Origin of the sequence: Thermostichus vulcanus str. 'Rupite' (genome assembly GCF_022848905.1) — a bacterium.
Classification (GTDB): Bacteria; Cyanobacteriota; Cyanobacteriia; order Thermostichales; family Thermostichaceae; genus Thermostichus; species Thermostichus vulcanus_A.
The window spans coordinates 1-7,772 of the sequence record NZ_JAFIRA010000074.1 but is presented as its reverse complement, the minus strand read 5'-3'; the positions used below and the strand labels follow the sequence as shown (position 1 = coordinate 7,772).

General features: G+C 56.1%; 7 protein-coding genes and 1 pseudogene. 3 read left to right on the top strand and 5 right to left on the bottom strand.

Annotated features, from left to right (window positions below; translation table 11 throughout):
- Nucleotides 1-134 precede the first annotated feature (134 nt).
- Both JX360_RS16650 and ilvA read right to left on the bottom strand, forming a co-directional pair.
- On the bottom strand, nucleotides 135-356 hold the full coding sequence (locus JX360_RS16650; protein ID WP_244353197.1) for a chlorophyll a/b-binding protein: 222 nt from the start codon (nucleotides 354-356) through the stop codon (nucleotides 135-137).
- Between the two features lie 117 nt (nucleotides 357-473).
- The gene (gene ilvA, locus JX360_RS16645; protein ID WP_244353195.1) at nucleotides 474-1,985 is read right to left on the bottom strand and encodes a threonine ammonia-lyase, biosynthetic; all 1,512 of its coding nucleotides are present in this window, start codon (nucleotides 1,983-1,985) and stop codon (nucleotides 474-476) included.
- Between the two features lie 188 nt (nucleotides 1,986-2,173).
- On the opposite strand from ilvA, the gene JX360_RS16640 reads away from it, so the two are divergent.
- The gene (locus tag JX360_RS16640) at nucleotides 2,174-2,656 is read left to right on the top strand and encodes a pyridoxamine 5'-phosphate oxidase family protein (protein WP_244353187.1); all 483 of its coding nucleotides are present in this window, start codon (nucleotides 2,174-2,176) and stop codon (nucleotides 2,654-2,656) included.
- A gap of 106 nt (nucleotides 2,657-2,762) precedes the next feature.
- On the opposite strand, the gene JX360_RS16635 is transcribed toward JX360_RS16640, so the two are convergent.
- Nucleotides 2,763-3,683, bottom strand: a complete 921-nt coding sequence (locus tag JX360_RS16635) for an alpha/beta fold hydrolase (protein ID WP_244353185.1) — start codon at nucleotides 3,681-3,683, stop codon at nucleotides 2,763-2,765.
- 99 nt (nucleotides 3,684-3,782) lie between these two features.
- A complete protein-coding gene (locus tag JX360_RS16630; RefSeq protein WP_244353183.1) occupies nucleotides 3,783-4,616 on the bottom strand; it encodes a M23 family metallopeptidase in 834 nt (277 codons plus the stop codon).
- 313 nt (nucleotides 4,617-4,929) lie between these two features.
- Here JX360_RS16630 and JX360_RS16625 point away from each other — a divergent pair, with 313 nt between their 5' ends.
- Nucleotides 4,930-5,916: a carotenoid biosynthesis protein gene (locus JX360_RS16625; RefSeq protein ID WP_244353181.1), complete on the top strand. Its 987-nt coding sequence runs from the start codon at nucleotides 4,930-4,932 to the stop codon at nucleotides 5,914-5,916.
- A 26-nt stretch (nucleotides 5,917-5,942) separates the two neighbouring features.
- On the top strand, nucleotides 5,943-7,019 hold the full coding sequence (locus JX360_RS16620) for a threonine aldolase family protein (RefSeq protein ID WP_244353176.1): 1,077 nt from the start codon (nucleotides 5,943-5,945) through the stop codon (nucleotides 7,017-7,019).
- 189 nt (nucleotides 7,020-7,208) lie between these two features.
- Here JX360_RS16620 and JX360_RS16615 read toward each other — a convergent pair.
- A pseudogene (locus JX360_RS16615) lies at nucleotides 7,209-7,772 on the bottom strand (IS630 family transposase); the annotation flags it as partial.

Sequence of the window (7,772 nt, the reverse complement as noted above, 5' to 3'; positions counted from 1 at the left end):
TGGGTACGGTCGGCTCAGGGGATGGGGTAGTTGGCAATCCCCTGAACTCCATGAATCCCTCACAGCTTCAAGCTGTGGGGAGCTAGAAGGGAGAATCCCCCGGTTTCTAACCGGGGGAGTGTCAATCTGGCAGCCTACTGACCCAGAGATTGCAACCAGCTGATCAGGGAAGTGCCCAACAGGGCTTCGGTTGCGATCAAGGCAACAAAACCAATCATTGCCAAACGCCCATTCAAGCGCTCTGCATAGTCGGTAAAGCCCACGCGAGGGGTGCTATCCACATACATTTCTGGCTCGATGGCGTAGTTGTTCAAACGGCCACCTTCTTCGACTACGACGGAGCGATACCTGGTCATACTGTTCTCCTGTTTCTTCTAGACCTAGTGTAGATCACTGTGCGTAGATTTGTAAAGTTTTATTTACAGAGCTAGACAAAGGGGCCCTGTCTTGTTCAAGCCCAGCCCAGAAGACGATTAAGCCAGAAACAGCTTGTAGGCAGGGTTTTGGCTCTCATCCCAATAGCGGTAGCCTAAGGTATCTAGGAAGCTTTGCCACTCGGGCATTTCGGAGGTAGGCACTTGGATCCCGATCACCACCCGACCGTAGTCGGCCCCGTTGTTGCGGTAGTGAAACAGGCTGATATTCCAGTTGGGGCTCATGGAGGCCAAGAATTTCATCAAGGCGCCGGGCCGCTCCGGGAACTCGAAGCGGTAGAGCAGCTCCTCTTCAGCCAGGGGAGATCGGCCTCCCACCATGTGGCGCAGGTGCAATTTGGCCAGCTCGTCATCCGTCAGATCCAGGGTTTTGAAGCCCGCCTGCTCGAAGGTCAGGGCCATTTGCTGGGCATCCGTGCGATCTTTGACCTGTAGCCCCACAAAGATATGAGCCTCGCGGTCATCGGCAATGCGGTAATTAAATTCAGTGAGGTTGCGCTGGCCGATACAGGTGCAGAACTTGAGAAAGCTGCCCCGCTGTTCGGGAATGGTGACGGCAAAAATGGCTTCCCGTTGTTCCCCGATCTCGGCTCGTTCGGCCACAAAGCGCAGCCGGTCAAAGTTCATGTTCGCCCCACAGGCAACCGCGACCAGGGTTTGTCCTTGGATGCCGGTGCGGTTGACATAGGCCTTCATGCCGGCAATGGCTAAGGCCCCGGCGGGCTCCAGGATAGAGCGGGTATCTTCAAACACATCTTTGATGGCCGCACAGATATCGTCGGTGCTGACCAAGAGGATCTCATCCACATATTGCTGACAGAGGCGAAAGGTTTCTTCCCCCACTTCCCGCACCGCTACCCCATCGGCAAACAAGCCCACCTGGGATAGGCGCACCCGTCGTCCTGCCTGGAGTGACTGATACATGGCATCGGAATCCACGGGTTCCACGCCGATGATCTGGATGTCGGGACGCAAGCGTTTGACATAGGCGGCAATGCCTGAGATCAAGCCGCCACCGCCAATGGCCACGAAAATGGCATGAATCGGTTTTTGATACTGCCGCAGGATCTCCATGCCAATGGTGCCTTGACCGGCAATGACGGCTGGATCATCAAAGGGATGGATAAAAATGAAGCCTTTCTCAACCTCCAGTTGCCGGGCATAGGTATAGGCATCATCGAAGGTGTCTCCGTAAAGCACCACTTCCGCACCGCGAGCCCGCACGGCATCCACTTTTACCTGCGGTGTGGTGACGGGCATAACGATAATGGCCTGGGTGCCCAACTGTTGAGCTGCCAAGGCCACCCCTTGCGCATGGTTGCCGGCAGAAGCCGCAATCACCCCCTGGGCCAGTTGTTCTGGAGGGAGTTGCGCCATTTTGTTGTAAGCGCCGCGCAGCTTGAAGGAAAAGACCGATTGCATATCCTCCCGTTTCAGCCAGACCTGGTTTTTCAGGCGACGGGAGAGATTAAAGGCCGGTTCAAGGGGGGATTCTTGGGCAACATCGTAAACACGGGCGGTGAGGATTTGGACGAGATAATCACAGTACATGGATGGGATCCGTTATTGCAGCTGGTGCAGGCAGCCATGGATGGGGCACTTGAGCTCTGGTGATGCGAGAGCGAACCCCATTATCTCAGGGATCCCTGATGAGATAAGAGCTATTTCCCCCTAAGGGGGAGATGGCATTTTGGTTGGAGATTTTGGAGATAATGACGAAGCCTGTGTGAGAGCTGTCTATGTCTCCTTTGCAAAGCCTCAATGCTCTATTGGATCAGCAGCCGGTGGCCAGCTTGGCGGTTTTGGAGGCGGGATCCCCGGCGGTATCCTTGGTGCCCTTTGTGGTGCAGCGGGATCCCTTGCGGTTTGCCATTTTCATCAGTGAGTTGTCTGCCCATACCCAAGCGCTGCGAGAGGATGGCCGTGCCGGTTTGATGATTCATGAGCCGCCAACCCCCGGGGATCCCCGCAGCAATCATGCCCTGGCACGGGTGATGGTGAGTGGAGTGGCCGAATTTCTCAGTCGAGAAGAGGCGGTGGCGCGGGGGTTTGAGCCGTTGTATCGGGCCAAGTATGAGATTGCCGAGATGCTGCTGGGTCTGGCGGATTTTCACTTTTGCCAGATTACCCCTCGACAGGGCAGTTTTATCCAGGGCTTTGGTCAAGCCTTTCGCCTGAGTGGGCCTAACCTGGATCAACTGGAACACATCAGCCGGGGGTAAGTGAGGCATTCAGGCGGTTTTCTTGTGGATTTTTCTCATGGGTACTTCGATTTCAATGAGGCGTGAATTTTTCGTTCGTGAAACGCACTCCGCGAGCAAGGTGCCCTCATGTATCTAATATTTTTTTGCAGGGATCCCGCAGCCAATCCAGCAGCAGCGGGTTCACCAACTCCGGAGCTTCATCCTGGGGACAATGGCCAACCCCCGGCAAGGGAATAAACCCGACCACACAGGGAAACTCGGCCAAAGCCCGCCCTAGAGCAATCGGCTCCCAGGGATCCGCTTCTCCCCAGAGGATCAAGACCGGGCAGGTGAGCTGGGGCAAAAGATCTTCTGCCAGAGGCCCCTGGGAGTAACGCACAAAGGCCAGGAAGACGGCTGCCGCCCCCGGATCCAGAGCTGGTTTGAGCAACAGCTGCACCAGTTCCTCGGTCACCGCCTCTTTGCGCCCATAGGCTTGCAGGAGAATCTGGCGAATGGCCTTGGCTTGGGCCACTTGGGCAAAGAAGAAGTTGCCAAAGGGCGGCCATCCCAGCAGGTTTTGAATCAAGGGGGTTGACCAGCGCCGCAGCCAGGAGATCTGGCCCCGTTTCCGTTCGTGCAACAGCCGGAGGGAGGGATCCAACATCGCCACCCCCAAAACCTGAGCCGGATCCAGAACGGCAGCCTGCAGCGCCACAATGCAACCGATGGAGTTGCCGATCAAATAGGCGGGATTCCCCACTACCAGCCGCAAAAAATCCACCACTAGGGATCCCCAGGTTTCAAAAGTATAAGTGAGGTCAGGTCCCGGCAAAGGTTTAGCCGATCCCCCGAACCCCAGCAAATCGATGGCATAAACCCGAGCGTGCTGCCCTAGTTGCGTCAGGTTTTTGCGCCAATGGTCACTGCTGGCCCCAAAACCATGGATCAACACCACAGCCGGGCCGGTACAGCCTGCCTGTTGGTAGCGAATTGGGTATCCACGCCACTGCCAATCCTGTTCTGTGGCTGTTGGGGGGGCGGGGCGGGGCTCTTCCGTGCGCATTGGGGGATCCTCAGTCGGGTGCTGATCCCACTTTTACATATCCTTTTACATATCTTTATATCCCTTCACATCTACGTGCTGATGCACCAGGAATTCCTGTCAATCCAGGGGAAGGAGCAGATCCCAACAGGATCCCAAGCTGGGGGCTTGCCCCACTTGCCACAGTGAAAGGCTCTCTGCCCCCTGCGGGTGAATACTCCAGGGATCCAGGCCGGATCCCAGCCAGCCATAGGGATCCACCGCAGCCGGTTGGCCGGAGTGGGTGTTGTTGAGCCGCCGCACCTCGAAATGAAGATGAGGCCCACTGGAACAGCCGCTATTTCCCGACAGGCCGATCACCTCTTCTGGGGAAACTCTTTGGCCCTCGCGTACTTGAATTTGGCTGAGGTGGGCGTAGAGGGTTTCAAACCATTGGGTCTCTGGGGATCCCAGTTCATGGAGAATGCGCACCCTCAACCCCCGCACAGAACGCCCCAAGGCAGGACAGTAAAACTCCGGTTCCGCACGGGCTAGGCTGACTCGGCCAGCCGCAGCGGCCAGGATCGGGGTGCCGATGGGCATTTCCCAGTCGTAACCGGCATGGCCATCGCTTTTGCCACAAGGGTGCGACGGGTTCGGGATCCACACCTGCCCCTGCACTGTTAAAAATCGGCCATTGTCATCGGCTTCGCCAAGGGGCAGATCGTGATCAAAGAGATTACTGACGGGAAATGTTCCGGCAAAGGGCTTGTGCAGGAAGGGCAGAGTGGCGGGTTGAGGCGGCGGGGGCGGATCCCCTGCATAGGCCCGCGCTTCCAACTCCAGCCGATAGCTCTCTAGGTCGTAGCGTTGCGCCGGATCCTGCTCTTGACGGCGTAATTCATCCACGAGGCGCAGAGCCTGTCGCCAATCTTGACGATCCAAGGCCCGCACCAGTTGGCTATACAGTCCCACAAGGGATCCCGGACTGGCGGATCCCGTCAAACCTTGGGCAAAAACAGGCGATATGTTTACGAATTGATACAATAGAGCGCAAAATATCAGCAGTGTCGCAACTGCCCAAGAAGTCGCCAGCCGTCTCACCTTTCCTGCGAGCATGGGCGCGCTGGCGTACAGCCACCTTCTCAGGGCATCCCGTTTCCCCTCAATCTGCCGTGTGGGTTTTGGGGAGGTATAGCGGCCCTGATCAACCACCCCTCGGGAGTCCTTCATGCGTTGGTTCTCATTCTCTAGTGTTCCTGTCAGCCTACCTGTTACCTTGGGGCTTATGAACTCCAATTCCAAGCCCTCCCTTTGGCAAACCCTCCTGCCTGGGTCAGGATCCCTGTGGCGGCGGCTGGAAACCCTAGCCCTGAGTCTGCACATCCTATCTCTGTTCTTTGGGTTAGCAGGGTTGCTTTGGGTTGTACCGCATCCTGAGTGGATTGCCAGTTTGCCCCCGATTGGGATTCAAGCATTCTCTTTGAGTATGGGCAATGGCGGAGTTGCCTACATGGTGTTTGGGATGTTTGCAGCGGCCTTGATGGGATCCCGCCTGTTGGGGGTACGGCGGCTGCTGATGTTCCTGATCCCGGCGGTGGGCATTTCTTTGGGCAGTGAGCTGTTGGGCACCAGTACCGGGATCCCGTTTGGAGACTACGGCTACCTGAGTGGGCTGGGCTACAAAATCGCCGGATTGGTGCCCTTTACGATCCCGTTGTCTTGGTTTTATGTGGGGTTATCGGCCTATTTGTTGGCCCGTGTGGCCCTGCAACATCAGCGCCATTGGCTGATCCACTTCGAGGCGATTATGTTGGGAGCGCTGCTGCTCACCGCCTGGGACTTCGTGCTGGATCCGGCCATGACTCGCGGTTTGATCCCGTTTTGGATGTGGTTTCAACCGGGACCTTTCTTTGGCATGCCCCTGCAAAACTTTGGCGGTTGGATGCTGACCGGAGCGGCTTTTATGACGGTGGCCAACCTACTCTGGGGCAAAGAACAACCGATTTTGAACCGTACCGAGTTGTTGGGGCCGCTGGTACTTTATGGAGCCAATTTTGGCTTTGCCCTGACGATGAGCCTGGGATCCGGTATTCTTGCGCCAGCAGGGTTGGGTTTGCTCCTGGGATTAGGCCCAGCCTTGGGTTTGTGGTGGATGGCTCAGCCGGCAGCAGCGGTGCCCGCGAAGCTGGAGTCTGGGGATGAACCGGCTCAGACAGAAGCAGATTCGACTTGGGACACTTTAGAGGATCCCAGCCTGGTTGGGGTGAAATGAGACAATCCTAATCCCATCCTGGTTCTATGAATTTTTGCAGCGACAACGTGACAGGGGCTTGCCCCGAGGTGATGGAGGCTTTGGTGGCCTTCAACCAGGGATCCGCCATGCCCTATGGAGGCGACGACTGCACAGCTCGGTTACCGAGAATCTTCGCGGAGATCTTCGAGCATGAGGTGGCGGTGTTTCCGGTGACAACGGGATCCGCTGCCAATGCCCTGGCACTTTCGGTGCTCACCCCTCCCTACGGGGCGATTTATTGTCATCCTCAGGCCCACATCCAGGTGGATGAATGTGGTGCGCCGGAACTGTTGACGGGTGGGGCGAAATTGGTGGGGATCCCCGGAGAACATGGCCGCATCGACGGGGACGCCTTCAAAATGGCTCTGGCCCAGGCGGGTTTTGGAGTGGTTCATCATGTGCAACCCGCTGCTCTTAGCCTGACCCAAGCCACCGAAGCAGGCACCCTCTACTCCCTGGATCAGCTCGGATCCCTGGCGGATTTGGCCCATCAGTTTGGCCTGAAGGTGCACATGGATGGGGCCCGCTTTGCCAATGCTTTGGTCAGTTTGGGCTGTACTCCGGCTGAGATGACCTGGAAGGCAGGGGTGGATGTGCTTTCTTTTGGGGCCACCAAAAATGGTGCTTGGGCGGCGGAAGCAGTGGTGTTTTTTCAGCCAGAACTGGCGGGGGATTTTGAGTTTCGCCGTAAACGGGCCGGGCATCTCGTTTCCAAATTGCGCTTTCTCTCCGCTCAGTTGCAGGCTTATCTAACGGATGGGGTATGGCTGCGCAATGCCCGCCATGCCAATGCGATGGCCCAGAAGTTGGCGCAGGGGCTGGGATCCCTGCCGGGAGCAGAGTGGGTACATCCCCCGCAGGCCAATGAACTGTTTATCGAGCTGCCGGAACCGGTTCTACAGGCCCTGGAACAGGCGGGGTTTCGGTTTTACCGCTGGCTGGGGGAAGACCACAACCAGATTCGCTTGGTGACGGCCTTTAACACCACCGCAGCCGATGTGGAGCACTTCTGCCAAGTTGCTAAGCAAGCCAGCCAGGCAATATCGGTTTCTCCTGGGCACGGGGCCAACCTCGCAACCTGACCCTTAACCAGGGTAAAGGATTCCTGCTGGGTTGGGTGGATCTTCAACAGGTCGGGAATCTAGGGTAATGAGCGGATCAGCGTGACATACTCCCGACGCTGATGCTACGCATACAGCGCGGGCTTCTCAGTGACCCCTGCCAGTGCAATCTCCTTCGGAGACGTAGTTAATTCAAATAAGAATGAGACACTAGCAAGCACAGTAGTTCCGAATCACTTCATCACAATAGAAGTTCCAATGTCGGCATGCATCCTTGCCCTCTTGAGAGCACTAACATCATGCTCTATGTCATTTAGGTCTGGAGAGTACCTGGGCAGAAAAACTACTTCATGTCCACCAGCTTCCACCAACTCCTTTATCCTACCCTTACGATGAATTGGTGCATTATCCATAATTAAAACAGATGGCCTCTCCAAGCTCGGTATTAAGTATCGCTCCAGCCACCCTTCAAATCCTTCTGCATTTAAGCTGCCTTGAAAAAGCATAGGCGCTATCAAGTCCTTCTTCTTTTTCCTCCTGCCTGCCACTAGGCTCTCTCTCTTCCCTCGCTTCCCTTGCTTCTCTCCATAAACTTTTTTCCCTCTCTTTGCCCAAGCATAAACACATGTACATATCTCATCAAAACTCGTCTCGTCAATATAAACTAAGCTATCACTGCCATATTTCTGTATGAGCTCCCGCAAGACCCTGTAGTATTTGATTCTCTCTTGCCAGTCTCGTTCTCGATACCTTAACTCTTTTTTTTTCGCGTTA

Excerpts from the sequence above, each read along its gene's own strand:
- JX360_RS16650 (WP_244353197.1), bottom strand. The coding sequence starts at position 356 with ATGACCAGGTATCGCTCCGTCGTAGTCGAAGAAGGTGGCCGTTTGAAC.
- ilvA (WP_244353195.1), bottom strand. The coding sequence starts at position 1,985 with ATGTACTGTGATTATCTCGTCCAAATCCTCACCGCCCGTGTTTACGAT.
- JX360_RS16640 (WP_244353187.1), top strand. The coding sequence starts at position 2,174 with ATGTCTCCTTTGCAAAGCCTCAATGCTCTATTGGATCAGCAGCCGGTG.
- JX360_RS16635 (WP_244353185.1), bottom strand. The coding sequence starts at position 3,683 with ATGCGCACGGAAGAGCCCCGCCCCGCCCCCCCAACAGCCACAGAACAG.
- JX360_RS16625 (WP_244353181.1), top strand. The coding sequence starts at position 4,930 with ATGAACTCCAATTCCAAGCCCTCCCTTTGGCAAACCCTCCTGCCTGGG.
- JX360_RS16620 (WP_244353176.1), top strand. The coding sequence starts at position 5,943 with ATGAATTTTTGCAGCGACAACGTGACAGGGGCTTGCCCCGAGGTGATG.